Source organism: Tianweitania populi, assembly GCF_014652875.1.
Lineage (GTDB): Bacteria > Pseudomonadota > Alphaproteobacteria > Rhizobiales > Rhizobiaceae > Tianweitania > Tianweitania populi.
Map to the genome: position 1 here is coordinate 841,474 of NZ_BMZQ01000002.1, position 25,351 is coordinate 866,824.

28 protein-coding genes are annotated in these 25,351 nt (G+C 63.0%); 16 read left to right on the top strand and 12 right to left on the bottom strand.

The features are described from left to right. Nucleotides 1–2: 2 nt before the first annotated feature. Complete coding sequence (locus IE166_RS13350; protein WP_189504603.1) at nucleotides 3–209, bottom strand: DUF1737 domain-containing protein; 207 nt, start codon at nucleotides 207–209, stop codon at nucleotides 3–5. Between the two features lie 12 nt (nucleotides 210–221). Then, on the bottom strand, nucleotides 222–1,073 hold the full coding sequence (locus tag IE166_RS13355) for an HpcH/HpaI aldolase/citrate lyase family protein (RefSeq protein ID WP_189505959.1): 852 nt from the start codon (nucleotides 1,071–1,073) through the stop codon (nucleotides 222–224). A gap of 136 nt (nucleotides 1,074–1,209) precedes the next feature. On the opposite strand from IE166_RS13355, the gene IE166_RS13360 reads away from it, so the two are divergent. The 3 genes from IE166_RS13360 (at nucleotide 1,210) to IE166_RS20820 (ending at nucleotide 2,811) form a co-directional block, all read left to right on the top strand. Further along, on the top strand, nucleotides 1,210–2,379 hold the full coding sequence (locus tag IE166_RS13360; RefSeq protein ID WP_189504606.1) for an NAD(P)/FAD-dependent oxidoreductase: 1,170 nt from the start codon (nucleotides 1,210–1,212) through the stop codon (nucleotides 2,377–2,379). Between the two features lie 67 nt (nucleotides 2,380–2,446). Continuing rightward, a complete protein-coding gene (locus tag IE166_RS13365; protein ID WP_189504608.1) occupies nucleotides 2,447–2,680 on the top strand; it encodes a type II toxin-antitoxin system Phd/YefM family antitoxin in 234 nt (77 codons plus the stop codon). Further along, nucleotides 2,677–2,811 carry a hypothetical protein gene (locus IE166_RS20820; RefSeq protein WP_280514876.1) on the top strand — a complete coding sequence of 45 codons (135 nt, stop codon included), beginning with the start codon at nucleotides 2,677–2,679 and terminating at the stop codon, nucleotides 2,809–2,811. Before IE166_RS13365 ends, IE166_RS20820 begins: the two co-directional genes overlap by 4 nt. A gap of 66 nt (nucleotides 2,812–2,877) precedes the next feature. On the opposite strand, the gene IE166_RS13370 is transcribed toward IE166_RS20820, so the two are convergent. Further along, the gene (locus IE166_RS13370) at nucleotides 2,878–3,315 is read right to left on the bottom strand and encodes an OsmC family protein (protein WP_189504610.1); all 438 of its coding nucleotides are present in this window, start codon (nucleotides 3,313–3,315) and stop codon (nucleotides 2,878–2,880) included. A 162-nt stretch (nucleotides 3,316–3,477) separates the two neighbouring features. Further along, complete coding sequence (locus IE166_RS13375) at nucleotides 3,478–4,713, bottom strand: ubiquinone biosynthesis hydroxylase (RefSeq protein WP_189505961.1); 1,236 nt, start codon at nucleotides 4,711–4,713, stop codon at nucleotides 3,478–3,480. Between the two features lie 136 nt (nucleotides 4,714–4,849). On the opposite strand from IE166_RS13375, the gene IE166_RS13380 reads away from it, so the two are divergent. From IE166_RS13380 to IE166_RS13415, 8 genes are all read left to right on the top strand, one after another. After that, nucleotides 4,850–5,731: an acyl-CoA thioesterase gene (locus IE166_RS13380; protein ID WP_189504612.1), complete on the top strand. Its 882-nt coding sequence runs from the start codon at nucleotides 4,850–4,852 to the stop codon at nucleotides 5,729–5,731. A gap of 212 nt (nucleotides 5,732–5,943) precedes the next feature. Next, nucleotides 5,944–6,282 carry a P-II family nitrogen regulator gene (locus IE166_RS13385; RefSeq protein ID WP_189504613.1) on the top strand — a complete coding sequence of 113 codons (339 nt, stop codon included), beginning with the start codon at nucleotides 5,944–5,946 and terminating at the stop codon, nucleotides 6,280–6,282. A gap of 29 nt (nucleotides 6,283–6,311) precedes the next feature. Next, nucleotides 6,312–7,700 (top strand): ammonium transporter, encoded by a 1,389-nt coding sequence (locus IE166_RS13390; protein ID WP_385965647.1) that lies wholly within the window; start codon nucleotides 6,312–6,314, stop codon nucleotides 7,698–7,700. A gap of 179 nt (nucleotides 7,701–7,879) precedes the next feature. Further along, nucleotides 7,880–8,599 (top strand): Crp/Fnr family transcriptional regulator, encoded by a 720-nt coding sequence (locus IE166_RS13395; protein ID WP_189504615.1) that lies wholly within the window; start codon nucleotides 7,880–7,882, stop codon nucleotides 8,597–8,599. Between the two features lie 144 nt (nucleotides 8,600–8,743). Beyond that, entirely contained in the window at nucleotides 8,744–11,821 is a 3,078-nt protein-coding gene (locus IE166_RS13400) for a DNA translocase FtsK (protein WP_189504617.1), read from the top strand. A gap of 164 nt (nucleotides 11,822–11,985) precedes the next feature. After that, complete coding sequence (locus IE166_RS13405) at nucleotides 11,986–12,654, top strand: outer-membrane lipoprotein carrier protein LolA (protein WP_189504619.1); 669 nt, start codon at nucleotides 11,986–11,988, stop codon at nucleotides 12,652–12,654. A gap of 144 nt (nucleotides 12,655–12,798) precedes the next feature. Next, nucleotides 12,799–13,608 (top strand): exodeoxyribonuclease III, encoded by an 810-nt coding sequence (locus IE166_RS13410; RefSeq protein ID WP_189504621.1) that lies wholly within the window; start codon nucleotides 12,799–12,801, stop codon nucleotides 13,606–13,608. After that, complete coding sequence (locus tag IE166_RS13415; RefSeq protein WP_189504623.1) at nucleotides 13,601–14,068, top strand: GNAT family N-acetyltransferase; 468 nt, start codon at nucleotides 13,601–13,603, stop codon at nucleotides 14,066–14,068. The genes IE166_RS13410 and IE166_RS13415 overlap by 8 nt, the downstream gene beginning before the upstream one ends. A gap of 6 nt (nucleotides 14,069–14,074) precedes the next feature. On the opposite strand, the gene IE166_RS13420 is transcribed toward IE166_RS13415, so the two are convergent. After that, the gene (locus IE166_RS13420) at nucleotides 14,075–14,530 is read right to left on the bottom strand and encodes a Crp/Fnr family transcriptional regulator (protein WP_189504625.1); all 456 of its coding nucleotides are present in this window, start codon (nucleotides 14,528–14,530) and stop codon (nucleotides 14,075–14,077) included. A gap of 79 nt (nucleotides 14,531–14,609) precedes the next feature. Then, nucleotides 14,610–15,293 carry a response regulator transcription factor gene (locus IE166_RS13425; protein ID WP_189504627.1) on the bottom strand — a complete coding sequence of 228 codons (684 nt, stop codon included), beginning with the start codon at nucleotides 15,291–15,293 and terminating at the stop codon, nucleotides 14,610–14,612. Nucleotides 15,294–15,417: 124 nt separating this feature from the next. On the opposite strand from IE166_RS13425, the gene IE166_RS13430 reads away from it, so the two are divergent. After that, on the top strand, nucleotides 15,418–15,960 hold the full coding sequence (locus IE166_RS13430; RefSeq protein ID WP_244641465.1) for a L,D-transpeptidase family protein: 543 nt from the start codon (nucleotides 15,418–15,420) through the stop codon (nucleotides 15,958–15,960). 869 nt (nucleotides 15,961–16,829) lie between these two features. Here the strand turns inward: IE166_RS13430 and IE166_RS13435 are convergent. After that, a complete protein-coding gene (locus tag IE166_RS13435; RefSeq protein WP_189504629.1) occupies nucleotides 16,830–17,570 on the bottom strand; it encodes an SDR family NAD(P)-dependent oxidoreductase in 741 nt (246 codons plus the stop codon). A 79-nt stretch (nucleotides 17,571–17,649) separates the two neighbouring features. On the opposite strand from IE166_RS13435, the gene IE166_RS13440 reads away from it, so the two are divergent. Further along, nucleotides 17,650–18,333 (top strand): TetR/AcrR family transcriptional regulator, encoded by a 684-nt coding sequence (locus tag IE166_RS13440; RefSeq protein WP_189504631.1) that lies wholly within the window; start codon nucleotides 17,650–17,652, stop codon nucleotides 18,331–18,333. On the opposite strand, the gene IE166_RS13445 is transcribed toward IE166_RS13440, so the two are convergent. From IE166_RS13445 to tsaD, 5 genes are read right to left on the bottom strand one after another with little or no spacing between them, the layout of a single operon-like run. Beyond that, nucleotides 18,330–18,983, bottom strand: coding sequence for a class I SAM-dependent methyltransferase (locus tag IE166_RS13445; protein WP_189504633.1), 654 nt, complete (start codon nucleotides 18,981–18,983; stop codon nucleotides 18,330–18,332). The genes IE166_RS13440 and IE166_RS13445 overlap by 4 nt on opposite strands. A gap of 4 nt (nucleotides 18,984–18,987) precedes the next feature. Then, a complete protein-coding gene (locus IE166_RS13450; protein WP_189504635.1) occupies nucleotides 18,988–19,413 on the bottom strand; it encodes an EVE domain-containing protein in 426 nt (141 codons plus the stop codon). Next, nucleotides 19,410–19,706: a YciI-like protein gene (locus IE166_RS13455; RefSeq protein ID WP_189504637.1), complete on the bottom strand. Its 297-nt coding sequence runs from the start codon at nucleotides 19,704–19,706 to the stop codon at nucleotides 19,410–19,412. The genes IE166_RS13450 and IE166_RS13455 overlap by 4 nt, the downstream gene beginning before the upstream one ends. 47 nt (nucleotides 19,707–19,753) lie before the next feature. Beyond that, nucleotides 19,754–20,740 (bottom strand): NAD(P)H-dependent glycerol-3-phosphate dehydrogenase, encoded by a 987-nt coding sequence (locus IE166_RS13460; RefSeq protein ID WP_189504638.1) that lies wholly within the window; start codon nucleotides 20,738–20,740, stop codon nucleotides 19,754–19,756. Then, nucleotides 20,737–21,822, bottom strand: a complete 1,086-nt coding sequence (gene tsaD, locus IE166_RS13465; protein ID WP_189505967.1) for a tRNA (adenosine(37)-N6)-threonylcarbamoyltransferase complex transferase subunit TsaD — start codon at nucleotides 21,820–21,822, stop codon at nucleotides 20,737–20,739. The genes IE166_RS13460 and tsaD overlap by 4 nt, the downstream gene beginning before the upstream one ends. A gap of 112 nt (nucleotides 21,823–21,934) precedes the next feature. On the opposite strand from tsaD, the gene hemC reads away from it, so the two are divergent. From hemC to IE166_RS13480, 3 genes are all read left to right on the top strand, one after another. Beyond that, nucleotides 21,935–22,861, top strand: coding sequence for a hydroxymethylbilane synthase (hemC, locus tag IE166_RS13470; protein ID WP_189504640.1), 927 nt, complete (start codon nucleotides 21,935–21,937; stop codon nucleotides 22,859–22,861). A 6-nt stretch (nucleotides 22,862–22,867) separates the two neighbouring features. Continuing rightward, nucleotides 22,868–23,596 (top strand): uroporphyrinogen-III synthase, encoded by a 729-nt coding sequence (locus IE166_RS13475; protein ID WP_189504642.1) that lies wholly within the window; start codon nucleotides 22,868–22,870, stop codon nucleotides 23,594–23,596. Between the two features lie 125 nt (nucleotides 23,597–23,721). Next, nucleotides 23,722–25,344, top strand: a complete 1,623-nt coding sequence (locus tag IE166_RS13480) for a COG4223 family protein (RefSeq protein WP_189504644.1) — start codon at nucleotides 23,722–23,724, stop codon at nucleotides 25,342–25,344. Nucleotides 25,345–25,351 lie beyond the last annotated feature (7 nt).

Genomic DNA, 25,351 nt, shown 5'->3' on the forward strand with positions numbered 1-25,351 from the left:
GCCTACTGTTCGCCGAGCTTCATGTCGGGATGGTAGTCCTTGCCAGCCACCTCCTTCACTACGGCCTGGCCGCAGCGCATGGTGCCGGTTGCGGCATCGAAGGCGTAGGTCGGGCTGCCGGAGAGTTCCCAGCCCTTGTTCAGCGCTGCTGTTACCTTGTGGCAGAAGCTCGAATCATCGGGGCCTGACAGGAAGCGGTAGAGTTTCATCGCTGTAATCCTTCAAAGACGCGCGGCCAGAAGCTTTTCAGCTTGCGCGAGATGCAGCCGCTCGATCATGCGGCCGTTGATCTGAATGACGCCTTGGGCAGGATCGGCAGCGAACGCTTGGACGATGGCTTCCGCTTCCGCCACATCCTCCTCGCTTGGTGCGAAAGCGCGGTTGGCAGGCTCGATTTGTGCTGGATGGATCAGCGTCTTGCCGTCGAAACCCATGTTGCGGCCTTCGCTGCACTCGGCAGAAAAGGCATCGAGATCGCGGAAATCATTGCTGACGCCATCAAGCACGGTGAGGTTTCCTGCCCGCGCCGCCATCACCATCTGTGAAAGAGCCGGCATGAGATAGCGGCGATCCGGCGTCATGCGGATGCCGGTGTCCTTGGCGAGATCGTTGGTGCCGGCCACCAGGCAAGCAAGGCGCGCGGCACGATCGCGTCCGAGCGCGGCAATGGCGCCGATATTCATCATCGCCTTCGGTGTTTCGATCATCGCCCAGAGCCGGATGCGCTTGGGCGCGTCACCCTCGTCCAGCGCGTCGTCGGTCTCGAGGATGTCGCGCGGGGAATCGACCTTGGGCAGGAGAATGGCGTTGGGCTTGCAGGCTTTTGCAGCTGCCAGATCGTCAGCGCCCCATTCCGTAGACATCGCATTGATGCGGATGATCAGGCGTTTGTCCGGCCGCTTCTCGAAGAACCGGGCGAGGTTGTTTCGCGCCGTTGCCTTTTGATCTGGCGCAACGGCATCTTCCAGATCGAGGATGATCGCGTCGGCGGCGAGATCGGCGATCTTGGCCAGCGCTTTCTGGTTGGCAGCCGGCACATAAAGCACGGAGCGGGTGGGATGCGGGGTGGTCATACCCATTCATTGCCGGGCCTCAGTGAACGCGCAAGAGCTTATCGGACTTTGTGCTGAGGCCAGTGGCGCAAATGCCGCTTGCGCAGGGCGCATGAACCTGATTGCGTTCGCCCGCTTTCACGGAACGAACATCCTCATGTCTGGCTACGATATTCTCATCATCGGCGGCGCCATCGTCGGCAGCGCTAGCGCCTACTTCCTGCGCGATCAAGGCTTCACCGGCACGATCGGCGTGGTGGAACGCGATCCAAGCTTTGCCACATCGGCCACGACCCTGTCGGCGGCATCGATCCGCCAGCAGTTCTCGATTGCCGAGAATATCCGCCTGTCCCGCTTCACGCTGAACCTGTTTCGAGAGCTGACCGACCGTTTCGGTGCGGATGCCGACATCGCATTTCGTGAAAAGGGCTATCTGATCCTGGCAAGCGAAGCAGGCCTGCCGATCCTCAAGACCAACCATGCCGTGCAGCTTGCCGAAGGCGCGGAGATCGTGCTGGAAGACGCCGAAGCCTTGGCGAAGCGCTTTTCCTGGTTGTCGACCGAAGACATTGCGGGTGGCGCTTATGGTGTCAGCGGCGAGGGCTGGTTCGATGCCCACGCGCTGCTCGGCCTGTTCCGCAAGGCCTTGAAGAGCATGAAGGTCGACCTGATTACGGATACGGTCACCGGCATTGCGCGCGAAGGTGACACGATCACCGGCGTGACGCTGGAACAGGGCGGTGCGGTATCTGCCGGTCTCATCATCAATGCTGCCGGGCCGAACGGCGGCAAGGTCGCTGCCATGGCGGGCATCGATCTGCCGGTGGAGCCGCGCAAGCGCAACGTGTTCGTGTTCGAAGCGCGCGACCGCTTCGAGGACATGCCGCTCATGGTCGATCCATCAGGGATCTATGTCAGGCCAGAGGGCCAGGTTTACATCACCGGCGGGGCGGAACATCCCGACACGGACGGCCCGGCCGACCCGCGCGACTTCGATCCCGACTGGAGCCTGTTCGAGGACGTGATCTGGCCGGTCCTGGCCACCCGTGTCCCCGCCTTCGAGGCGATCAAGCCGACGCGGGCCTGGGCCGGGCACTACGACTACAACACGTTCGACCAGAACGCTGTGGTCGGTCCGCATCCCCAGGTGAAGAACTTCCTCTTCGCCAACGGGTTTTCCGGCCACGGCCTGCAGCAGGCCGCCGCAGTCGGCAAAGCACTCGCCGAGCTGGTGACGTTTGGCGGTTATCGCAGCGTCGATTGCAGCGCCTTTGCATGGGAGCGCATTCCCGAAAACAGGCCGTTCGTGGAACTGAACGTCATTTGAGTTTACCAAGACTCGACAGAAATCTGCAGTCATCCTATTAGCTAAGTTAGCTAATATGGAGGCGCGAATGCAGGTCACGGTTCATGCCGCAAAGACGAACCTTTCGAAACTGATCGAGGCGGCGCTGTCGGGCGAAGAAGTCATTATTGCCAAGGGCAAGCTGCCGGTGGTCAAGATCGTGCCCGTTGCGCAGGGCCAGTTCAAAGTAGGGCTCCTAAAGGACCAACTCACCGGAACCGGTCCTGACTTCTTCGAGCCCATGAGCGACGATGAACTGGCGCTATGGGAATGCAAAGGTTGACCCGTATCATGCGCGAAACGCATGGTTGGGATTGGATCTGGTGGACGCCAAGTGGCCTGACGCTGATTTCGGCGGATACGGCGTTCGATGGATTGGCCGCTGAACCGAAATGGCCTGGCCGGATCTGGTGATTGTGGCCAACAAGAAGCCGGCCCGCCAAAAGCGAACCGGCTTCTTCGTAAGTCTACCAGCGCGGTTTAGGCGAGCTTGGCGTCTAGGCTGACCTTGATGGCGCCGAGAGCCTTGGAGACCGGGCAGCCTTCCTTGGCCTTGGTGGCGAGTTCCTGGAACTTGGCGTCGTCGATGCCCGGAACCGTGCCGGTCAGCGCGATGGCGCTTTCGGTGATCTCGAAGCCGCCGCCGGAAGCCGGACCGTAATGCACGGTTGCAACTGCATCCAGCTTCTCGGCCGGGGTGCCGTTTTCGGCCAGGAAGTGCGACAGCTGCATGGCGAAGCAGCCTGCATGGGCGGCTGCGATCAGCTCTTCCGGATTGGTTCCGGACTTGCCGCTTTCGTCTTGGAACCGGCCCTTGAAGGAGTAGGGCGCGCCGGTGAAGGCGCCGCTCTGGGTGTCGAGCGTGCCGGTGCCTTCGGTGAGCGTGCCCTTCCAGACGGCTGTTGCTGTGCGCTTCATGGTGATCATCCTCGTCTTCGTGACGTTGTTATGGTGCGAATCCGTCCGGCATCAGGCGATGCCGGTAGCCCATATCTAGGATGCGAAAAGGCTGGCACCAGAGGGTGCGCCCTTTCGTGGCTATGCGGTTGGTGCTTGGTAAAGGCCTGGCTTACCGGCTTGTCAGATCGGCTGCCCTTGCAGAAGCTTGGGCGAGGGGCCTGCCATGCCGGCGGCCTGGCCGATGAAGAAGTCCTTCAAGCGCGGCATGCGGTCCACGAGGCCGAGGCCGAGATCACGGATGGCGCGGATCGGCGCGATGTCGTTGGAAAACAGGCGGTTCAGCACATCGGTGGTGATGCCCATCTGCAGCGTGTCGAAGCGGCGCCAGCGCTGATAGGTTTCCAGAACGTCGAGCATGCCGATGTCGCGTCCCATGCGATCGGCTTCCACGATCACCTGCGCAAGGGCTGCGGCATCCTTGAAGCCGAGATTGAGACCCTGGCCGGAGATTGGATGAATGCCGTGCGCAGCGTCCCCCGCCAGGGCGAAGCGGTGGCCGACGAAGTCGCGCGCAAGGGTCAATCCGAGCGGCCAGGCCTTGCGCGGACCTTCGACGCGGATTTCGCCGAGCTTCAGGCCGAAGCGGCGTTCCAGCTCGAGTTCGAAGATCAGATCGTCTTCCGCCACGAGGCGGTTGGCGTCTTCGGTGCGCTCTGTCCAAACGATGGAAGACCGGTTTCCTGTGAGCGGCAGGGTGGCGAAGGGGCCGGCGGGCAGGAAATGCTCTTCGGCGCGGCCTTCATGCGGGCGTTCATGCTTGACCGTGCAAACAATGCCGGATTGGCCGTAGTCCCATCTGTTGACCTTGATGCCGGCGAGATCGCGCAACTTGGAACGCCCGCCGTCGGCAGCGACCAGCAAACGGCTGGTCAGGGTCCGACCGTCGCTCAAGGTGATCGTGACGCCTGCGGTATCGCGTTCGAAACCGCTCACACCGGCACCTTCGATCAAAACGATACCGAGCTCGTCGACACGTCGACGCAAAGCGCCGTTCATGTGCACATTGGCGATCATATGCGCGAAAGGCTCGCCTGCGCCGACCGTGCCGTCGAAGGTCAGGAACACAGGCCGCACGGGATCGGCAGTGCGCGAATCCGTAATGATCATCTCGTTGATGGGCTGGGCTTCCCCAACCAGTTCGTCCCAGCAACCCAGCGTATCCAGCATGCGCCGGGCAGCCGCCGCGATCGCCGACGCACGACCGTCCTTCTCCCAAACGCCCGCCGGGGCTGCATCGACAACCGCGATTTCAAGCGAAGGGCGCGCCTGCTTGATGGCGACTGCCGTGGCTAGACCGACGTAATTGCCGCCGCCGATCACTAGGTCGAAGCTCGTTCGCGTGGTCGCGTCCGACATGTTCGGCTCGGGCAGATCGATCGTGGGGGAAGGCGCCATGCTCGGCTTCTCCGTGGTTCAGGGGTCTGCCTTGACTTGCACGCGGCGAACTGTTCGTAAACCGGGCGCCACCAAGCAGTGATAAGGATAGAAGGCCATGTCTGAGGCCATGCGGGACTTGTTGGATATACTTGATCTTGAAACGCTGGAACTCAACCTGTTTCGTGGTCGCAGCCCCCAGGTCGGCTGGCAGCGCGTTTTCGGCGGACAGGTGGTGGGCCAGGCGCTCGTTGCGGCTCAACGCACGGTGAGTGCGGATCGCCACACCCATTCGCTGCATGGCTATTTCATGCGTCCGGGCGATCCGGCCGTGCCGATCATCTATGAGGTCGACCGCATCCGCGACGGCGGCAGTTTCACGACGCGGCGCGTCGTGGCCATTCAGCATGGGCATGCGATCTTTTCGCTGGAGGCTTCCTTCCAGAAGGACGAGCCGGGCTTGGACCACCAGGTGCCGATGCCGCTCGATGTGCCTGCGCCGGAAACGCTGATGACGCAGATGGAGCTGATCGAGCGCTACGGGCAGAACCTGCCGGATGCGATCCGCCGCTTTTGGGCGCGCGAACGGCCGTTACAGATCCGGCCGGTCAATATCGAGCATTATGCCTCGCGCGATCCCTTGCCGCCGCAACAGAAGGTGTGGATGCGCATCAACGGCGTCAGATCCGCGACACAGGCGCTGAATGCAGCGATGCTGGCTTACATCTCGGACATGACGCTGCTCGACACCGCGACCTTTCCGCATGGACGCTGGGGTTTCGAGCCCGACATACAGATGGCCAGCCTCGATCATGCGATCTGGTTTCATCGCGAGCCGCCGAACGGCATGGATGACTGGCTCCTGTATAGCCAGGATACGCCGTCGACGATGGGTGCGCGGGGTTTTGCGCGCGGGCAGATCTTCAGCCGCGATGGCACCCTGATCGCTTCCGTCGCGCAGGAAGGCCTGATCCGCCTACGAACGAAGCAGTCTGCTTGATCTCTGGATTTTTGCCTAAATAAAAGGCAAAAACTTTCCAGCGAACAAACGCCAGCCGTTCGTTTCGACAGCGTACAACCTGCTTTTTCACCAATCATAGCCGCTTCATCCCAATTGGCATGAAGCTTGATTCTCGTCGTCCACGGGCCGCGTTCGCGCGGCGATGATGGGGCAGCGGGCTCAACCCGCGAAACGAAGGGGTATGGTTGCGAATGAAAATCGTCATGGCTGTTATCAAGCCGTTCAAGCTCGACGAAGTCCGTGAAGCGCTGACGGCCGTCGGCATTCAGGGTCTCACCGTTACCGAGGTCAAAGGCTACGGACGTCAGAAGGGACACACCGAAATCTATCGCGGCGCCGAATATGCCGTGAGCTTCCTGCCGAAGATCAAGATCGAAGTCGCGGTTGCGGCCGAGCTCGTTGATCGCGCGGTGGAAGCCATCACCGCTGCGGCCAAGACCGGGCAGATCGGCGACGGAAAGATCTTCGTTTACGCGCTCGATCAGGCTGTCCGTATCCGGACCGGCGAAACCGACAGCGACGCGCTGTGATCGCCCGACGCGAACCTCAGGAGATTTCGATGACAGTTTCTACTCTTCTCCCCGGTCGCCTGCTGCCGATGGCGCGCACCGGTTTGGCAACGGCACTTGGGCTTGGCGCTTTCGGCGTGCTCAGCGCCGTGGCGCAGGAAACGGCCCCGGTTGCGGCCGATGCCGCAGCACCGGTGGTTGCCACGATCGACAAGGGCGATGTCGCCTGGATGCTGGTTTCCACCATCCTCGTTCTGTTCATGATCCTGCCAGGTCTGGCTCTTTTCTATGGCGGCCTGGTGCGCGCCAAGAACATGCTGTCGGTGCTGATGCAGTGCACGATGATCACCGCCGTGGTGATCGTGATCTGGGTTCTGTGGGGCTATTCCTTCGCCTTTGGCGGTTCCACCAGCCCGTATTGGGGCGGTCTCGGCAAGCTGTTCCTGGCAGGCGTCACGCCGGACTCGCAGTCCGCCACCTTTTCCGAAGGCGTGATGATCCCGGAATTCGTGTTCATCTGCTTCCAGATGACCTTTGCCTGCATCACGCCGGCGCTGATCGTCGGTGCCTTTGCCGAGCGCATCAAGTTCTCGGCGGTGATCCTGTTCGTGGTTCTGTGGGTGACGCTGGTTTACTTCCCGATCGCGCACATGGTCTGGGATTCCAACGGCCTGATCTTCGGCTGGGGCGCGCTTGATTTCGCAGGCGGCACCGTTGTGCACATCAACGCCGGTATTGCCGGTCTGGTGGGCGCACTGTTGATCGGCAAGCGCCACGGCTATGGCCGAGACAACATGGCGCCGCACTCCATGACGCTGACCATGGTGGGTGCATCCATCCTGTTCGTAGGCTGGTTCGGCTTCAATGCCGGTTCCAACCTCGAAGCCACAGGCGGTGCAGCACTTGCCATGATCAACACCTTCACCGCCACCGCCGGCGCCGTGATTACCTGGGTGGTGATCGAAGGTCTGGCACGCGGCAAGGCTTCGATGCTCGGTGCGGCATCGGGTGTCGTCGCCGGCCTCGTTGCCGTGACGCCTGCTGCGGGTCTTGTCGGTCCGATCGGCGCGATCGTGCTTGGCGCTCTTGCTTCTGCGGTCTGCTACTGGTTCGTGGCCGTGGTGAAGATCAAGGCCGGCTATGACGACTCGCTCGACGTGTTCGGCATTCACGGCATTGGCGGCATCATCGGCGCGATCGGCACCGGCATCTTCGCTTCGCCTTCGCTGGGCGGCGTCGGCTATGCCGATGGCGTCACGATGGGCGGCCAGGTCTATACGCAGATCCTTGCCGTGCTCGTGACCATCATCTGGTGCGGCGTGGTGTCCGCGATCCTCTACAAGCTGGTGGATGTCGTGATCGGTCTGCGTCCAACCACCGAAGCCGAAACGCAGGGTCTCGACATCACCTCGCACGGCGAGGTGGCGTACCACTCCTGATCGAAGGAGCGGGCTTTGAGGGCCCGCCTCTTCAGTTCTCAGAAAAAGAAAAGCCCGCCACCTGCGCGGGCTTTTTTGTTGCCTCGGATTAACAAAAAGCAATGCTTTGAGGGGCTTGGCAGCTTCGTCAGGCTTTTGTATTCACCTGAAATCTCTTTCTGTTCTTCGTGCGAGTCGCCGTGACCAATCCCCTTGTGCTGTTTTTGTCGCGGCGGGATGATGTGAGCGCGGAAGAAATCGCCGCGCTCGAAACCCTGACGCTCAACCACCAGGATTTTGCAGCGGGCACCGCGATGATCCGGCAAGGCGATCGACCGCAATCCAGCATTCTGGTTCTGGATGGGCTGGCGGCACGCGCGCATTACCTGGCCGACGGCAAGCGCATGATCAGCGCCCTGCATATTCCGGGCGATTACGTGGATCTGCATTCGCTTCTGCTCGACCGCATGGACCACGATGTGACGGCGTTGACGGATTGCCGCGTCGCTTTGACCGCGCATCCCGACATCCGGCGCGTGACCGAAAGGCTGCCTCATCTCGGGCGCTTGCTGTGGCTTTCCACGACGATCGACGCCGCCATGCATCGCGCATGGATCGTGGCGCTCGGTCGCATGTCGCCGCTCAGCCACATGGCGCACTTCCTATGCGAAATGTATATCCGGCTCGACATCGTCGGTCAGGCTGCCGATCACAGCTATCGCCTGCCGATCACCCAGATCGATCTTGCCGACATGCTTGGACTTTCGGTTGTGCACGTCAACCGCACCCTGCAGGATCTGCGGGCAACCGGTATGGTCAGCTGGGTGGGGCCGACGGTCAGCATCAAGGACTGGAACGGGTTGCGTGAACTCGGCCAGTTCGAGGACGCCTACCTCAATCTCAACAAACGCCCGCGCTGATTATCGCTTCAGCAACGCCGTTGGCCGCTGGGTAAGCTGACCGGCGGTCCATGGTTAATGCAGCTTTAACTGTCCTGTCGTTACGGTCACACCGAATCCTGTCCGGGAGAACCCGGCCTTTTTCGCACGATCGAGGACTGTTCTATGCGCATTGGCCTTTCGGCACCCATGAATGTGGCTGATGCAGGGTATGGCTTGCGCGGTTTTGCCCGGCGGCAGGTTGCGCGTCTGGTTGGATTATCCCTGCTTGGTTTGACCGCGCTCGGCGTGGCGTCGCTGGCGACCTGGAACGTAGCCGATCCAAGCTTCAGCCATGCCACCGACAATCCCGTCACCAACGCGATCGGCTATCCCGGCGCTGTTTTCTCCGATCTCGCGACGCAGTTCTTCGGTCTGGCCGCACTGGCCGTTCTCGTGCCGCTTGCGATCTGGGGCATGCTGTTGATGACGGGTCATCGCATCGATCGCAAGCCGACGCGTGCGGCGGTTTGGTTCCTCGGCGGGATGTTTGCGGCAGGTGTTGCCGGCTGCTTTGCACCCAACGCGACCTGGCCGCTGCCGACCGGCTTTGGCGGCGTGTTCGGCGACATCATGCTGAAGCTGCCGGCTCTCATGCTCGGTGCTTATCCGACGGGCTTGGTGGCAACGATCCTCAGCGTCATCCTCGCGATCCCCGCTTTGGCACTGCTCGCTTTTGGGTCGGGTCTGGTCGGCCGCCGCGCGCCGGTTGAAGACGATTTCGAGGATGAAGACGACCTTGCCGTTTCCGTGCAGTCGGTCGACGAGGAGGACGATCGCGACTCCGTTCTGATGGGCTTGATGACCCACTGGTTCCTGTCGGCACAGGCGATGGTTCGTCGCTTGAAGGGCGGCAATGAGCGTCAGGTGCCGCAAAAGAGCAAGCTGCGCCAAGCCATGGTGCGGATCGATCGCGACATGGACATGGAGGCGCATTATCCCGCGCCCAGTCAGCGTGTCGAGCCTGGCTTCGGCAGCCCCTACACCGCCGAAGAGCGCCATGAGGCCTTCGACCTGGACCGCATCGTAGGTGTGGCAAACCCCGTGCCTGCCGCTGCTCGCGCGGCCCCGAACATGCCTGTTGTTGAAGCCCCGATGCGCCGCCCGATCGTGGTGGAGCCGCCCGCGCAGCCGGTTCCGCAGCGTGTCGAACGCGTGGAACCCGATTGGTCGAACTGGACGCCGGTCAAGGAAAGTGCCAACGGCCATGTGCAGGCCTTCCGCTCCATGCCCGGCATGGTGCGTGGTGTGCGCCGCCCCGAGCCCGAACTCACGCAGCCGAACGAAATCCAGGCCGAGCCGGACTTTGCGCCCTTGCAGGATCTGACGCCGGACGTCGCTGACGATGACGCGCCCTTCGACATGCCGTTTGATGCACCCTACGAAGACAGCTACGCCGAACCTGTTGCACCGCAGCCGGTGGCTTCCGTTGCCGCGATGCGCCAGCCGATCGATCGCCGTTCAGCTGAAACGCCGGACCAGCTGTTCGACGCGCCGGCAATGGCGCATGGCGAAGCGCAGGCACGGGGTATCCAGCGTACCGATGCCGCTGCTTCCTCTCGCGTGATCGAAGCGCCGTTGCCAAGCCGCGCCAAGATCGACGCTCCGGCCCCTGCACCGCGCCTCGTCGCCGCTTCTTCCCGTAGTTATGCCGCTAGCGGAGCGATGGATGACGGCTTCATCATGCCGGCGCTGGAGTTCCTGGCAGAGCCCAAAAATATCGGCCGCGATCCGACTTTGTCCAAGGATGCGCTGGAACAGAATGCGCGGCTGCTCGAAGGCGTGCTGGAAGACTTCGGTGTGAAGGGCGAGATTATTCATGTTCGTCCCGGCCCGGTGGTCACGCTCTACGAACTGGAACCGGCGCCGGGCATCAAGTCCAGCCGCGTTATCGGCCTGGCAGACGACATCGCCCGCTCCATGAGCGCGATCGCTGCCCGCGTTGCCGTTGTTCCGGGCCGCAACGCAATCGGTATCGAGTTGCCGAATGCCCGCCGCGAAACCGTTTATCTCCGCGAAATGCTGGCTTCGCAGGCCTTCGATGATTCGACGGCTAAGCTGGCGCTGGCGCTCGGCAAGACGATCAACGGCGATCCCGTCGTGGTTGATATCGCCAAGATGCCACACGTGCTGGTGGCCGGCACCACCGGCTCGGGTAAGTCGGTCGCGATCAACACAATGGTGCTGTCGCTGCTTTACCGCATGAAGCCGGAACAGTGCCGTTTGATCATGATCGATCCGAAGATGGTCGAACTCTCGGTCTATGACGGCATTCCGCATCTGCTGACACCGGTCGTGACCGACCCGAAGAAGGCCGTCGTGGCGCTGAAGTGGTTGGTGCGGGAGATGGAAGACCGCTACCGCAAGATGGCCAAGGTCGGCGTGCGCAACATCGACGGCTTCAACCAGCGCGTGGCGCAGGCGACAGCCAAGGGCGAGGTCATCACGCGGACCGTGCAGACCGGTTTCGATCGCGAAACGGGCGAGGCAATCTATGAAAGCGAAGAGCTCGACCTGCAGCCCTTCCCCTTCATCGTGGTCATCATCGACGAAGTGGCTGATCTGATGATGGTGGCCGGCAAGGACATCGAAGGCGCGGTTCAGCGTCTCGGCCAGATGGCACGTGCTGCCGGCATCCATGTCGTGATGGCGACGCAGCGACCGTCGGTCGACGTCATCACCGGCACGATCAAGGCCAACTTCCCGACCCGCATGTCGTTCCAGGTGACTTCCAAGATCGACAGCCGCACCATTCTCGGCGAGATGGGCGCCGAGCAGCTGCTTGGCATGGGCGACATGCTCTATATGGCCGGCGGCGGTCGTATCCAGCGCGTTCACGGACCTTTCGTTTCGGATGACGAAGTGGAAAAGGTTGTGGCGCATCTCAAGCTTCAGGGCGTGCCGGATTATCTCGACGCCATCACCGAAGATGACGAGGAAGAGGCGGAAGACGGCGCCTCGGGCAAGGGCGGACCTTCGGGCACCAGCAACCTCGAAGATTCCGAGGACCCATATGACCAGGCGGTTGCGGTGGTGCTGCGGGATGGGAAGGCGTCCACAAGCTACATCCAGCGCCGTCTCGGCATCGGCTACAACCGCGCGGCCTCGATCATCGAGCGGATGGAAAAAGAGGGGATCGTTGGTCCCGCCAACCATGCGGGCAAGCGCGAAATCCTGGTGCCGACGGAAGACGACAAGTTCTAGCCGTACGGCTTTGCCCGCGAACACATTGCAGCGAGTTGAAAAGGGCGTGTCTTGCGATGCGCCCTTTCTGCCATACCTGATGGCCATACTCTCGTGCTCACCGAAGCCAAATTTGAGCCGCACTGGTCCGCTACCCGGTGCGCTAAAGGATCAAGGAACCAAGAATGCTGAAGCGTCTTCCGAACCGTTTTGACCGCCGCGACGTGATGCGCCTGATGGGCGGAGCCGCCTTGGCCGTCACGATGTTCGGTGCTCTCGGGACCACCCATGCCGCTGCCCAGGACGCCGCCGTGGCGCAGCAGATCGCCGATCACTTCGGCAGGGTCAAAACCATGACCGGCGAGTTCGTGCAGTTCGGCCCGCGCGGCGAACAAACCGGCGGCAAGTTCTTTCTAGAGCGCCCCGGCAAGATCCGTTTCGATTACGAAGGCAAGAACGGCTACCGGGTGACGGCCGACGGTACCTCTGTCGTGATCGACAACAAAAAGATGCGCACGGCTGATCTTTATCCGCTCTCGAAGACACCGCTGAAGCTGCTGCTCGACAGCCGCATCGATTTGTCCGGCAACAAGGTCCAGCAGGTCAAGCAGGAGCCGGACATGACCACGATCAAGCTCGCGGATCGCAGCGTGTTCGGCAATTCGACCATCACCATGATGTTCGATCCGACGTCCTATACGCTGAAGCAGTGGACGATAACCGACGCGCAGAACAAGGACACGACGGTGATGATCTTCAACACCAAGGAAGGTGTAGCGCTCGATCCCGGCGTGTTTACGATCGACTACAATCGCGTAAACCAGCTGAACGTGAAGGGTCCGAAGGACCGCTGATCCCGCCTGCGTTGCTCACCGAAAAGGTCGCTGCGGCGGCCTTTTTTGTTGGCTCGGCGCGCCGATGGAGCCGCCGGGGTTGTCACTCAAGGGAGAGGCTGGCAGGGTCGCGCCGCTTTCCACAACCAGTCTGATTGTTTTTTCATGCCCTTCACGCTTGCCACCTGGAACATCAACTCCGTGCGGCTGCGTATGCCGATTGTCGAACGCTTCCTGCAGACCTACCAGCCCGATGTCCTGTGCCTGCAGGAGATCAAGGTTCCCGACGAGTTGTTTCCAACCGAGGCCTTCCACGCGATCGGCTATGAGCACGTCACCTTCCATGGGCAGAAGGGCTATCATGGCGTCGCGACCGTCGCGAAGCACCGCATCGACATCGAGGAAAAGCGCAACTTCTGCGACATGGGCGACACCCGCCATATGTCGACTCGCATCGATATCGCCGGCAAGTCCATCCTTCTGCACAATTTTTATGTCCCGGCCGGCGGCGACGAGCCCAACCCTGAGACAAACCCGAAATTCCGCCACAAGCTCGACTTCGTAGAGGAAATGCGCTGCTTCAAGGCGCTGTCATCAGACAACTCCGCGTCGATCCTGGTGGGCGATCTCAACATTGCACCGCTGGAAAACGACGTCTGGTCGCACAAGCAGATGCTGAAGATCGTCAGCCACACGCCGGTGGAAACCGAGGCGTTTGAAGCCATGCGCCGTGCCGGCGAGTGGGAAGACCTGATGCGCCACCATGTTCCCGCCGACCAAAAGCTGTTCACCTGGTGGAGCTATCGCGCTGCGGATTGGGCTGCGTCCAATCGGGGCCGGCGGCTCGATCATGTCTGGGGTTCGGCCAACTTGGCGCCGCTGCTAACCGATATCGAAGTGGTGCGCGATGCGCGGGGCTGGGACCGTCCCTCCGATCATGTTCCGGTGATCGCGCGCTTCAACCTCGATGCCTGAACCGGAAACGATCCGCATCGATGATCTGCGCGATCGTCCCGACCGCGTTCCCGATGTGGCGGACCGGATCTGGACGGCCTGGTGGCGCGATGCCGGCGTTTCGCTGGAAGACCTGACGGCTTTGGTGCACGACGGTCTCGGACCGTCTGTCGTGCCGTCTACCTTCGTAGCCCATCGCGGCGAGCGCTTTGCCGGCACGGCTTCGATCATCGCCCACGACATGGATGCCCGGCCCAACTACTCACCCTGGGTGGCTGCGGTGTGGGTGGAAGCGGAGCATCGCGGCTGCGGCGTCGGCTCACGGCTGGTGCGCCACGTTTCCGACTTTGCCTTCGCGGCCGGGATCACCCGGCTGTATCTGTATTGCGAGCCTTCCAAAGCGTCGTTCTACGAGGGGCTTGGCTGGCTGCGGATCGAAGCGGATGTCGAGGGCAACGACATCTTTGTACTCGATGCCTGACGCCGCTTAATCCTCGAAGCGGTCGGCCAGCTGGGCGATGCGCGCAACCAGTTCCTGAAGCTCGGCGGAGATGCGGCTGTGGAGCAAAGCAGCGAGCTCCGGATATTCTTCGAGGATGCGGCGGAACAGGCGGCGGTTCAGCCGGATCAGCTCGACATCGGTGGCGGCAACCGCGCTGGTTGGGCGCGAGGTGTCGGCGATCAAAGCGAGTTCGCCGAGCAGGGTGTTGGAACCGAGGGTTTGCAGTTCGACGGCCGTGTCGCCGGTGCCATGCACGAGTTTGACCGTGCCGGATGTCACCACGAAGGCGCAATCGGCCGAATCACCTTCGGCATAGATCAGACGATCGGCGGCAACGGAGATGTTTTCGGCGCCGAATGCCAGGAGGCGGAGCTGTTCCTGGGCAAAGCCCTCGAACAGCGCTAGGCCGGCCAGAACCCGGATATCGTCATCCAGCGCCATTCACAATTCAATCCCCGGCACAGGTTAATCCCCGGTGCCTGTTCCTCCCCCTCGTGGTCTTGGAAGGATTTCCAGAGGATCACGGAACGAGCTTGTACCCACCGCTTTCTGTCACAAGAATTTCGGCATTGGAAGGATCACGCTCGATCTTCTGGCGCAGACGATAGACATGCGTTTCCAGCGTGTGGGTGGTGACGCCCGAATTGTAGCCCCAGACCTCTTCCAGCAGGATGTCGCGGGTCACGACCTTCTGCTCGGCGCGGTAGAGATATTTGATGATCGAGGCTTCCTTTTCGGTCAGCCGGATCTTGCCACCCTTTTGGTCGAGCAGGAGCTTCTGGCTCGGCTTGAAGGTGTAGGGGCCGACGGTGAAGGTCGCGTCTTCGCTCTGCTCGTGCTGGCGCAGCTGGGCGCGGATGCGGGCCAGCAGCACGGCGAAGCGGAAGGGTTTCGTGACGTAATCGTTGGCGCCGGCTTCCAGACCCAGGATCGTGTCCGAATCGGTATCCTGGCCGGTCAGCATGATGATCGGCGCCTTGTAGCCGCCCTTGCGCAGGAGCTTGACGGCTTCGCGCCCGTCCATATCTGGCAGACCCACATCCATGATGAGCAGATCAACCGTGCGGCCGCGCGCGGTGTTCACGCCCTTGGTGGCGGTCGGCTCCTGGATCACCTCGAACTCCTCATAGAGCCCGAGCTGCTCGGCCAGTGTGCTGCGCAGGTCGTCGTCGTCGTCGACAATGAGGATGGTGCGAGAAGTCATCGATCAATCCATTGTTTCAAATCATCAAATGAGAAGCTTGACGATTTTGGCAATATGCTGAACCTCGCCATCAGCGATAGGCCGATCACGGCGATGTGTCCGATGGTGATGAGTTCCGGTGCAGGTGTCCAGGCAAAAACACAGCTTCATCAAGCGCATCACGGTTCGGCCGCGGCCAGGCAAGCCGACCCAAGGGCTGTTGGTGGCCGACGGTGTGGTATTTCCTTGCGCGCTCGGCCGCGGCGGCATCACGGCCAACAAGCGCGAAGGCGATGGCGGAACGCCGCTCGGGCCCATGCGGCTCTTGTCCGGCTATCTGCGCGACAACCGCTTCGCCCGTCGTAGCCGCCTGCCGCTTGCGCCCATCACCGCCGATCTCGGCTGGTGCGAAGTGCCGGATGACCGCAACTACAACCGCCCAGTCCGCATCCCCTATGGCGCCAGCCACGAGTGCATGCGCCGCGACGATACGCTCTATGATGCCTGCATCGTGCTGGACTGGAACATCCGGCCGCGAAAGCGCGGACGCGGCAGCGCGATCTTCTTTCATCTGGCACGACCGGGTTTCACGCCGACACAGGGCTGTGTGGCGGTGACGCATGCGGTAATGGCGCGGTTGCTGCCGCGATTGTCGCGGGACACGGTGCTGGAGGTGAGGAGGGGGTGAAGGAGGGGAGTAGGTGAGTAGGTGAGTAGGTGAGTAGGTGAGGTGCGTCCTTCGAGGCTCGCCTGGCATGGATCCATAATGATCGTTCAGGCATGGATCCTCGGGTCAAGCCCGAGGATGACGACGTCATGGTGGCCTCTGCTTGACGACAGAGGAAGCACAGCGGTCCTCATCCTGAGGTGCGAGCCCACGCAGGTTCAAAGGCGTTCCGCCAAGCTATCCGGGCGAGCCTCGAAGGACGCACCGCCCTGATGAAGCAGGCTTCTCACAGCCGTCTGCTTGATTGTCAAAGACCACAGGGTTGCCGAAGTGGCTGCCTGTTCACAGGTTGGGCGCAGGCACGGCTTCTCGCCTTCCCGACCATGAAAGTTCGGGAAGCGGACGCAAAATCCCGCGCCTCTGATTGAATTTATGTACGGCGCGGAAATTTCGCGTCCGTCGGTGTTTTTGCCGCGAAACCGGTGGGCTGGTCGGATGGCTCTCCCCATGGGAAAGGTCCGAACCTGCACTGAACCGGTTCGTGGCCCGGGCTTGGGAAGGACTGGCTACCTCCAGATCACGCTACCGCAGCGCAACCAGCCCGGACACCGCCGCCCTCCTCTGATCCCCGGTGCGCACCAGAGTTCCCGACAAGGGCGATGGGGGGAGGATAGAGGGATAGGTCGGGGCGTGGACAAAAAAGATGCCTCAAAGATGGCGTTCTCAGCAAGATCAGGGATTTAGCCGCACCCGTCCCACTTCGTCATCCTCGGGTCTGCGCCTCCGCTTTCTCCGCGGTTCCGTCCAAGGATGACGAAGGGGATGTGACGGTCGAGCGCGCGGCCCTTTCCCCTTGTGAGGAGAAAAGGAAGTCACGCACCACGCGTTTGTCAGGTCAATTGGCCGCCGTCGACGTTGAGGATGGCGCCGGTGATGTGGCGGGCGGCGGGGGTGGCGAGGAAGGCGACGGCGGCGGCGACGTCTTGGGGGGTGCCGTAGCGGCCGAGCGGGATCAGGCTCTTCTGGAAGTCGGCGAAGGGTCCATCGGCCGGGTTCATGTCGGTATCGGTCGATCCCGGCTGAACGAGATTGGCCGTGATGTCGCGGGGGCCAAGCTCGCGCGCAAGGCCGCGTGTGAAAGTCTGCAGCGCAGATTTGGTCATAAAATAGATGGTACCGGTATCGCCGACGATGCGGTCGGCACCGCCTGAGCCAATGGTGATGATGCGTCCGCCTGCCGGAAGATGTTGCATGGCTGCTTGGGCCGTCAGGATCGCACCGCGCACATTGATGGCGAAGAGTTCGTCGATGGTCTCGGCGCTCACATCCGCGATCGTTGAATAGGTTGCGATTGCCGCATTGTTGACGAGGATGTCGAGGCCGCCAAGAGCCTCTGCTGCATCGTCGACGGCACGCCGGATGGCTTTCGGATCCGCCGCATCGGCCTGGATCGCTGCCGCTTTTCGCCCCTCGGCCTCGATGGCTTGTTTGACCTCGGCAGCGCGTTCCGGCGACCGAGCGTAGGTGAAGGCCACGTCCGCGCCTTGCTCGGCGAGTGCCAAAGCGATCGCTGCACCGATGCCGCGGGATCCGCCGGTGACCAGCGCCTTTTTGCCGTTGAGTTGGTTCATTGGACTGCTTTCTGTATCGATCGATATAGAAAGTTTAAGCAGCTTGCTGCACGTCGTCAATCCTATTATGTAGTGAGCAATGCAGAAATCTGACGAGACGGCGATTGCTGACACACCGGGGCCGCGGCAGCGTGGACGTCCGCGTGCGTTCGATCGTGATGCGGCGCTTGGCAAGGCGGTGCGGTTGTTCTGGACACGCGGCTACGAGGCGACCTCGATCGCCGACCTGACGGCGGAACTTGGTATTGGTGCACCGAGCCTTTACGCTGCCTTTGGCTCGAAAGAGGCGCTTTATGCCGAAGCGCTGCAACGCTATGCCCGGGATAACGAGGCCTATGTCTGGGCCGCGTTCCGGGTCGCTGAGACGGCGCGCGGGGCGGTGTATTCGCTGCTGTCGGACTCGGCGGCCGCCCTTACCGGCTGCGTCGCCGATATCCCGCGCGGTTGCATGATCACGCTTTCCCAGGTTGGGAGTGAGGGGCATGAGGCGCTGGGCGAACTCGTTCGTGCGGCGCGGGCGCAGACCTTGGAGTGTCTCCTTGCGCGCCTCGACGCCGGTGCGGATGCAGGCGAGATCCCTGCGTCCGTCGATCGCCATGCGCTTGCCCGTTTTGTGCAGACCACGCAGGCCGGCATGTCCATTCTCGCGCGCGACGGTGCGAGCGGAGCCGAGCTTCAAGCCGTCGCCGATCTCGCGATGGACGCATGGGATGCCAGGCTGGCTGCGGCCAATAAGGTGTCGGAGCGCCCGAACGGTTCCTAGCGGAGCGCCCAGACTGTCGTGCGCTTCACTTCCGCGTCTTCCAGGGCGCGGGTGACTGGGACTTCGTAGACGGCGCGCGACACCAGCCGGTCTTTCGGCAGATAGGAGCGGCCGGGGTCGCCGACGAGGACGGTAGCGCCGCGGGCGGCGAGGCGCTCGAACCAGGGCATCAGGCGCTGGGCGAAGGCTTGGTCGTAGAAGACGTCGCCGGCCAGAACGACGTCCCAACTGTCGTCGTGGTCGATCAGGTCGGTGATGGTGATGTCGATCGGGACAGCGTTGGCTTCTGCACTCAGGGCGATTGCGGCGGCGCAGAAGGGGTCGATGTCGGCGGCGAGGACGTGGGCAGCGCCGGCCTTGAGCGCGGCAATGCCGACCAGGCCGGAGCCTGAGGCGAAATCGAGCACGGTTTTGTCGCGAACGGTTTCCGGGTGATCGAGGATATAGCGGGCAAGCCCCTGGCCGCCGGCCCAGGCGAAGGCCCAGAAGGGCGGCGGCAGGCCGATTTCCTGAAGCTCGTCTTCGGTTCTCAGCCAGAGATCATGCGCTTCGGTGGCGAGATGCAGCTTGAGTTCCGGCACATGCGGGGGCGCGAGCAGTTCGGTGTTGGCGAGGATAAAGGCGCAGGCGCCTTCCGGCGTCAGCGCCATCGTTTCAGTCCTCGAGCTCGCCCATGCGGCAGACTTCGGCCCATTCGTCTGGCTTCACCGGCTGAACGGACAGGCGCATGGAGGTGACCAGCGACATATCGGACAGCTTGGGATTGGCCTTGATGGCCTTCAGCGTCACGGGCCTAGGCATGTCACGGACGGCGCGGATATCGACGCAGTCCCAGCGCGGATCCTCCGTGGTGGGATCGGGATGAGACAGGGCGCAGACCTCGACGATGCCGACGATTTCGAGACCTTCGTTGGAATGATAATAGAAGCCGCGGTCGCCGATCTTCATGGCGCGCATGTGGTTGCGCGCGAGATAGTTGCGCACGCCGGTCCATGTCTCGCCGGCTTCGCCCTTGGCCTTCTGCTGGTCCCAGGACCAGGTTTTCGGCTCGGACTTGAACAGCCAGTATTGCTCGCTCATTGCGCGTCCGGCTTATTGAAGACCCAGTTCCAGCCGCGAATCTCGACGCTTTCGAACAGGCCGGCCTTGGCGTAGGGGTCGTTGGCGGCGAGCGCTTGGGCTTCTTCTAAACTGTCGGCTTCGACGATCACGATCGAGCCGGTGGGCTTGTTGTCTTCGCCGAGCGTCGGACCGGCCAGCACGAGCTTGTTTTCGGCATTGAGGGTGTTGAGGTAGTCGACATGGGCCGGGCGGTTGTCCATGCGGACAGCCAGATGACCCGGCTTGTCGGTGCAATAGATGGCGTAATTCATGGGCGATCTCCCTTATGCGGCTTCACTGATCCAAGAGCGGAAAGCGGTCAATCCGCTTCGTGCTTGAGCGGGCGTGTCATCAGCGCTTCCACCGCTTCGGCAATGCTGTGCTCGCCCTTCAGGATGCCATCCACGGCGGAGATGATGGGGGCGGCGATGCCGTGCTTGTGGGCGATGGCGGCGGCGATGGTGGCGGTTGCTACGCCTTCCGCGAGGGGCCGATTGTCGAGCGGCTCACCACGGCCGAGCGCTTCGCCGTAAGCGAAGTTGCGGGACTGGCCGGAGCCGCAGGTCAGCATGAGATCGCCGAGGCCGGACAGGCCCATCAGCGTTTCGCCCTGCGCGCCAAGCGCTTCACCGATGCGGCGCAGTTCCACGAAACCGCGCGTGATGAGGGCGGCCTGTGCGCTGGCGCCGAGCCCGGCACCGCTGGCTGCACCGGCGGCGAGTGCCAGCACGTTCTTCAACGCGCCGCCGATTTCCACGCCGGTGAGATCATCGGCGGAATAACAGCGCAAGCGGGGGGTGGAGAGGTTGGCGGCAAGCGTTGCGGCAAGGTCGCGGTCACGGGCGGCGACGGTGACGGCGGTGGGAAGGCCGCGGGCGAGATCGGTCGCGAAGCTTGGGCCGGACAGGGCAGCAGGCGGATTGTCGGGCAGGGTGGCTTGCAGGACGTCAGAGGGAAGGCGGCCAGTGGTGCGCTCGATGCCCTTGGCGCAGATCACGATCGGCAGGCCTGCCGGGATATGTTGGGCGAGGGATTGCAGGACGAGCCCAAGCGTTTGCGCGGGAACGACGGCGAGGATGGTGCCGGCATTTTGCAGGGCTTCGGCTGCCTCGGTTGTGGCACGCAGCGATGGATCGAGCGCGATGCCGGGGAGATAGCGCGGGTTTGCCGAGCCTTTGTTGATGGCGTTTACCGTCTCAGTATCGCGCGCCCATAACAGTGTGTCGCGGTTGGCGGCGGCGAAGGTGTTGGCGAGCGCGGTGCCCCAGGCGCCGCCGCCGAGAACGGTTATGCGCGATCCGTTCATGCCTTCGCTCCGCGCCGACCGGAACCGACCACCGGAGCCGATTGGGCGTCGAGGGGCCAGCGGGAGCGCGGCGCAAAGCGCATCGGGTCTTCGTGAGGGAGGCCGAGCGCCAGGCGTTCCGCACCGGCCCAGGCAATCATCGCGGCATTGTCACCGCACAGCTTGACCGGCGGGGCGACGAAGCGAAAGCCGTGGCGGGCGCAGAGATTTGTCAGGCCGCCGCGCACGGCCTGGTTGGCGGCAACACCGCCGGCGACCACGAGCGCGGGTTCGGCGGCATCGGGGAACGTTTCGCGGAAGCGGGTGAGGGCGCGCGACACGCGGTCGTCCAGCGTGTCGACGATGGCGCGCTGGAAGGAGGCGGAGATGTCGGCGCGGTCCTGGGGCGACAAAGGCGCGATGGCGGTGGCGGCTTGGCGGACGGCGGTCTTGAGACCGGAAAAGGAGAAATCGAGCCGCTTTTCACCCTTCAGCGGGCGCGGAAAGGCAAAGCGGGTTTCGTCGCCATCACGGGCTGCGATCTCGACATTGGGTCCGCCGGGGAAGGGCAGGCCGATGAGTTTGGCGGTCTTGTCGAAGGCTTCGCCGAGCGCGTCGTCGATCGTGGTGCCCCAGCGCTCATAGTGGCCGACGCCCTTCACCAGAACGAGCTGGGTGTGTCCTCCGGACACGAGCAGCAGTAGATAGGGGAAAGCAACGCCGTTTGTGAGGCGGGCGGTGAGCGCGTGGCCTTCGAGATGATTGACGGGCAGAAGCGGCTTGTTGGCAGCGGCAGCGAGCGCCTTGGCGGTCATCAGGCCGACGATGAGGCCGCCGACGAGGCCGGGACCAGCGGTGGCGGCGACGGCGTCAATATCGGTGAGCGTCAGGTTGGCTTCTTCGAGGGCTGCGGCGACGATATCGTCGAGCGCTTCCACATGGGCGCGGGCGGCGATTTCCGGCACGACGCCACCAAAGGCTGCGTGATCGGCGATCTGGCTGAGCACGACGTTGGACAGGATGGTGCCCTGCCCGTTGTCCTCACGCAGCACGACCGACGCGGCGGTCTCGTCGCAGCTCGTTTCAATGCCGAGGACGCGGATTGTCACGGGTTGGGCTCCATCATTGCCGCTGGCGGCGTTCCCCGGTAGGAGAAGCACAAAGACAAAGGCTCGGGTTTTTTCCCGAGCGCGCGTATCACGGACCGAGTTCATCATGCAAACACAGCCCATCCGCATCGGCACCCGGGGCAGCGATCTCGCTCTTGCGCAGGCGCGGGAAACGCGGGCGCGGTTGATGGCGGCGCATGGTTTGGCCGAAGACGCGTTCGAGATCGTGGTCATTACCACGACCGGCGACCGCATCACCAACCGGCCCCTCTCGGAAGTGGGCGGCAAGGGCCTGTTCACGCTCGAAATTGAGGAAGGGCTGATCGAAGGCCGGCTCGATCTCGCCGTGCATTCGTCCAAGGACATGCCGACTGTTTTGCCGGAAGGGCTCGAGCTTTCCGCGTTTCTGCCGCGCGAAGATCCGCGCGATGCGTTTATCGGCAAGGCTGCGCCCACGATCGCCGGCTTGCCTAAGGGTGCGGTGATCGGTTCGGCCTCCTTGCGGCGGCAGGCGCTGTTGCGTCGGATGCGGCCCGATCTCAACGTGGTGCTGTTTCGCGGCAATGTGCCGAGCCGGCTGGCCAAGCTGGAAGCGGGTGAGGTGGATGCGACCTTGCTGGCGCAGGCGGGCCTGAAGCGACTCGGGCTGGAAGCGGCGACTACCGAGCTTTTGCCGCTCGACACATTCCCACCGGCACCGGGTCAAGGCGCGATCACCATCGAATCGCGGCGCGGCGACGAGCGGATCAACGCGATCCTGGCGCCGATCCATCATCGCGAGACCGGTCTGGCGCTGACGGCCGAGCGCGCTTTCCTCGGTGCGTTGGATGGGTCGTGCAAGACGCCGATCGCCGGGCATGCGGTGGTTGATGGCGACACGCTTTCACTGCACGGGATGATCCTGACGCCGGACGGTACGGAAGCGCATGAAACGCGCGTCGATGGGTCCGTTGGCGATGTCGTGGCGGTGGGCGTTGAAGCCGCGCGGATCTTGCGCGAGCGCGCCGGACCGAGCTTCTTCACGACCTGGTAAACGGCGGTGAGAAGGGCACGCGTTCTTCTCACGCGGCCCGAGCCGGGTGCGTCGCGCACGGCAAAGACGCTGTTTCAGCGGGGCTATGAACCGATTGTGATGCCGCTGACGCAAGTGCGGGCGGTGGAAGGCGCGGGTCTTCCAACTGTTGTCGATTGTGTTGCCGTAACCAGCTCGAACGCCGTGCGCCATGCTTCGCCGGAGCTGATCGCGGCGCTGCGAGGGCGTCCGGTGTTCGCGGTCGGCGCACGAACGGCGGAGGCGGCGCGGGCAGCTGGGCTGAGCGATGCCGAAGATGCTGGCGGTACGGCGGCTCTGCTTGCGGCAACGCTGATTGCGCGCACGCAGGCCGATGCAAGGGTCGCCTATCTCTGCGGGACGCCGCGCAAGCCGGTTCTGGAGGCGACGCTGTTGGAGGCTGGGCGGCAAGTCCAAGTGGTCGAAACCTATGCGACGGTTCGTCTCGCTCCCGATCCGGCTGAACTGGACGCGTTGGCGCGGCACGGCTTTGATGCCGTTCTGGTTTACTCTGCCGAGAGTGCTGGAGCGCTGATGGATGTCTTCGGCAAACTTGAGCGCGCACTGTGGCGAAGCGCTGTCTTCGTGTGTCTGTCCGCCAATGTTGCTCAGGCCCTACCCGACGATCTGCGCATGGCCGTTGCCGCGACACCGGATGAACCAAGCTTGCTCGCTCGCCTCGATGGACGTTTTGCAAGGCCATCCGGCCCGCATTGAGCCGCGCCTGCGACTCCGGGCTTGCCGCCGCACCCCTTTTCAGGTGACCCTCCTGTTCTAGATCGTGATATCGAAATGTTCGTCTGTCCGGCAGCGTGCCGAAAACCAGAGCGGAGACGGGAAGCATGGTGAAAAAGCCGAGCACACGGCACTCAAAGAGCAGCCGGGAGCCCGTCACCATCGATCTGGATGCGTCAGAGGCCAAGATCGCGGCTTCGCCTGGCGATGGCGGTCCGTTTGAAGGCTCCCCCACAGGGGGCGCTTCTTCGTTCACCGAAACAGAAGGGACGGATCTCTCCGGCCAGCCGCAGCGCGGTCCAGCGACCCGGGCCGGCGAGGTGTATTCGGATGCGCAGGCCGATCGCACTGGTGGCGAGCCGTTCCAGTCCGAACCCTCGCTTGCCGATGAAGCGCTGGTCGACACGCATGCGGATTCGCCGATCCTGCATCTGGATGACGGCGATCAGCCGGCACAATCCACCAGCGACATGCTGCATGCAGATCGTCCGGCTGAAGATCGCGACACCATATCCAGCCGGGAAACCGACAAGGAAACGGTGGTCGAAGCGGCCCCTGTTGAAACCCACAATCCCTACGAGACACCTGCCGCCTATGACGATCCAGAATACGAAAAGCCGCCCGTGCATCCAACCGCGGCAGCGTCCACGGTGACCGCCGAGCCTGCAACGCCGGCCCGTCGCGGAGCCGGGTTCGGTTCGCTTCTGGCAGCCGGTTTGATTGGTGGCGCCTTGGCGCTTGGCGGTTCGATGCTGCTGGGAAGCGGTCTTCACGACAATGATGCACCGGTAAGCGGCGGCGCTTCGACCGCCGATCTGGAAGCCTTGCGCGCCGAGGTCGGCGAGCTTCAGGCTGCCCGCAACACGGCCCCGGTCGCGGCCGGCAATAGTGATGTTTCCGCCGAGATCGAGCAACTGCGCACGCAAGTAGCGGCTTTGCAGCAGGGTGGCGGGGAAGGGTCAGGCGGGGGTGCGGATACGCAGGCACTCACCAGCCGCATCGACGAACTGGCCGCACAGGTGCAGCAGCTCAGCCAGAACGGCGGCGGCAGTGGACAGACGGTCGATCTGCAGCCGCTGAACGGCCGCATCGATGCGCTGGAACAGTCCCTGCAAGCGGCAAGCCAGGCTGCCAACCAGGCAGGCAGCGCGGATGAGCAACGCCTCACCGAATTGCAGCAGTCGCTTGCGACTTTGAGCCAGCGGGTGGAAGAGCGCGCCAACGATCCGCGTTTGGCGTTGGCGATCACTGCTTCGGCGCTGAAGGCGGCGATCGATCGCGGCCAGCCGTTCCAGACCGAGTTCGACGCTTATGTCGCGGTGGCGCCCAATGCGCCGGAAGCCGACACGCTGCGTGGCATGGCCGCAAGTGGCGTGCCGACGCGGGCAGAAATCTCGTCAGAACTGACGGGGGCTACAAGCGCGATGGTGGCTGCCGGCAAGACCGAGCCGGAGAATGCCGGCGTGGTGTCGCGGCTGTGGTCGAGTGCGACCGATCTCGTGGAAGTTCGCCCGGTTGGCGCCAATGTTCAGGGCAATGAGCCCGGTGCGATCGTGGCTCGCCTGGAAGCCGCCGTGCAGGCCGGCGACTATGAAAAGGCGATTGCCGAATACGATACGCTGCCGGCTGGCTCAAAGAGCGCCGGTGCCGACTTCATCGCCAAGGTCCGCGCCCGTCAGGCTGCGGACGATCTGGTCGGCAAGGCGCTTGCCGAAGCGCTCAAGGCCTGAGGACGCC

Excerpts from the sequence above, each read along its gene's own strand:
- IE166_RS13410 (WP_189504621.1), top strand. The coding sequence starts at position 12,799 with ATGCCCTTCACGCTTGCCACCTGGAACATCAACTCCGTGCGGCTGCGT.
- hemC (WP_189504640.1), top strand. The coding sequence starts at position 21,935 with ATGCAAACACAGCCCATCCGCATCGGCACCCGGGGCAGCGATCTCGCT.
- IE166_RS13450 (WP_189504635.1), bottom strand. The coding sequence starts at position 19,413 with ATGAGCGAGCAATACTGGCTGTTCAAGTCCGAGCCGAAAACCTGGTCC.
- IE166_RS13370 (WP_189504610.1), bottom strand. The coding sequence starts at position 3,315 with ATGAAGCGCACAGCAACAGCCGTCTGGAAGGGCACGCTCACCGAAGGC.
- IE166_RS13480 (WP_189504644.1), top strand. The coding sequence starts at position 23,722 with ATGGTGAAAAAGCCGAGCACACGGCACTCAAAGAGCAGCCGGGAGCCC.
- IE166_RS13445 (WP_189504633.1), bottom strand. The coding sequence starts at position 18,983 with ATGGCGCTGACGCCGGAAGGCGCCTGCGCCTTTATCCTCGCCAACACC.
- IE166_RS13375 (WP_189505961.1), bottom strand. The coding sequence starts at position 4,713 with ATGTCGGACGCGACCACGCGAACGAGCTTCGACCTAGTGATCGGCGGC.
- IE166_RS13455 (WP_189504637.1), bottom strand. The coding sequence starts at position 19,706 with ATGAATTACGCCATCTATTGCACCGACAAGCCGGGTCATCTGGCTGTC.
- IE166_RS13400 (WP_189504617.1), top strand. The coding sequence starts at position 8,744 with ATGCGCATTGGCCTTTCGGCACCCATGAATGTGGCTGATGCAGGGTAT.
- IE166_RS13360 (WP_189504606.1), top strand. The coding sequence starts at position 1,210 with ATGTCTGGCTACGATATTCTCATCATCGGCGGCGCCATCGTCGGCAGC.
- IE166_RS13440 (WP_189504631.1), top strand. The coding sequence starts at position 17,650 with ATGCAGAAATCTGACGAGACGGCGATTGCTGACACACCGGGGCCGCGG.
- IE166_RS13435 (WP_189504629.1), bottom strand. The coding sequence starts at position 17,570 with ATGAACCAACTCAACGGCAAAAAGGCGCTGGTCACCGGCGGATCCCGC.
- IE166_RS13385 (WP_189504613.1), top strand. The coding sequence starts at position 5,944 with ATGAAAATCGTCATGGCTGTTATCAAGCCGTTCAAGCTCGACGAAGTC.
- IE166_RS13415 (WP_189504623.1), top strand. The coding sequence starts at position 13,601 with ATGCCTGAACCGGAAACGATCCGCATCGATGATCTGCGCGATCGTCCC.
- IE166_RS13405 (WP_189504619.1), top strand. The coding sequence starts at position 11,986 with ATGCTGAAGCGTCTTCCGAACCGTTTTGACCGCCGCGACGTGATGCGC.
- IE166_RS13425 (WP_189504627.1), bottom strand. The coding sequence starts at position 15,293 with ATGACTTCTCGCACCATCCTCATTGTCGACGACGACGACGACCTGCGC.
- IE166_RS13420 (WP_189504625.1), bottom strand. The coding sequence starts at position 14,530 with ATGGCGCTGGATGACGATATCCGGGTTCTGGCCGGCCTAGCGCTGTTC.
- IE166_RS13380 (WP_189504612.1), top strand. The coding sequence starts at position 4,850 with ATGTCTGAGGCCATGCGGGACTTGTTGGATATACTTGATCTTGAAACG.
- IE166_RS13355 (WP_189505959.1), bottom strand. The coding sequence starts at position 1,073 with ATGACCACCCCGCATCCCACCCGCTCCGTGCTTTATGTGCCGGCTGCC.
- IE166_RS13390 (WP_385965647.1), top strand. The coding sequence starts at position 6,312 with ATGACAGTTTCTACTCTTCTCCCCGGTCGCCTGCTGCCGATGGCGCGC.
- IE166_RS13460 (WP_189504638.1), bottom strand. The coding sequence starts at position 20,740 with ATGAACGGATCGCGCATAACCGTTCTCGGCGGCGGCGCCTGGGGCACC.
- IE166_RS13365 (WP_189504608.1), top strand. The coding sequence starts at position 2,447 with ATGCAGGTCACGGTTCATGCCGCAAAGACGAACCTTTCGAAACTGATC.
- IE166_RS13350 (WP_189504603.1), bottom strand. The coding sequence starts at position 209 with ATGAAACTCTACCGCTTCCTGTCAGGCCCCGATGATTCGAGCTTCTGC.